Genomic DNA, 1173 nt, shown 5'->3' with positions numbered 1-1173 from the left:
GCGCTGGACCAACCTCACCGTCAATATTCACTTTCACTTCGTCCGCGTCTTCATTTACAACATAGATAGCCACTTTTTTGACGTTATAGGTAATCATGCTATTGGCTTCAGAAATATACCCACCGTTTAATTCTTGTAGCATAGCTGGTAATTTAGCTAATAAATTTTCATCTTTTAAGGTCATGATATGTAATAACCCGTCATCTGGTGTTGCACCAGCAATCATGTTTTCAAATGAACCTACACTGTTTGTTAAGGCAATCACTAGTACTTTTGTTGAGATTTCAATCTCTTCATCGTCGTCTAAGACTAATTTGTAGGTGTATTGGTCATCGTTCAATACAGCACGCATTGAATCACGCACATAGGCAAAGAAACCAAATTTTGATTTTTCTTCACTTGAGGTTTCCATTACGGCTGTTGGAATTGATCCAATAGCGGCCACGTTACAGAAGTATCGGTCGTTTATTTTAGCAATATCTATTTTCCGCGTTTTAAAATTAGCCAGGTCTCTAGCTGCTTCTTGAGGTACTAGACTAATTCCTAAGGCACGTGCTAGATCATTGGCTGTCCCTAGTGGAATAAAGCCAAATTTAATGGTTGAATCTGTTTCAGCGATTCCTGAAATTCCTTCGTTAACAGTCCCATCACCGCCAACGACGATAACAGCTGCGTAGCCTTCATCACTAGCTTCACGAGCCCAGTCTTTGACGTCGCCTTCTCCTTCAGTGAATCTTGTTTCAACGTCATCAAATGAAGCAGACAAGGCTTTTTCTAAATCACTTTGAATCTCTTTACCCGCACCTTTTCCTGATGAGGGGTTAATAATCAACATTACTTTAGACATTTTCTCTACCTCCATGTGCTTTGTATTACCTTTATTTTACTAGACCCTTGCTTATATAGCTATATTTAGCCCTAGATTATTTTGAAAACGAAGGAAAGCGAGCTAAGTTAATTTTACATTCATTTTACAGAGGGGGAATTCACATAGCATGTATACAATTGTTTTGATATAATTAAGGGCAAATCAAGCTATTTTTACAATAAAATATGTTATAGAAAAGTGTGTGTATAGTGAAGAAAAACAATGAAGAAAAGAAAAAAATTGGGAATGGGCTATCTAAAACTGAAAAAGTGATATTCTATGTGAATGTGGCTTTTAAATCCTTG

1 protein-coding gene is annotated in these 1173 nt (G+C 37.1%); it reads right to left on the bottom strand.

The window, feature by feature from the left end; translation table 11 throughout:
• Positions 1-847, bottom strand: an 847-nt coding sequence (locus ACRCJ0_RS14695) for a diacylglycerol/lipid kinase family protein (RefSeq protein WP_431390950.1), incomplete at its 3' end; no start/stop codon positions are given.
• Between the last annotated feature and the right edge of the window lie 326 nt (positions 848-1173).

This window comes from Aerococcus sp. L_32 (assembly GCF_050689315.1).
The sequence above is the reverse complement of the archived record's forward strand: the minus strand, read 5'-3'. Positions and strand labels throughout refer to the sequence as shown.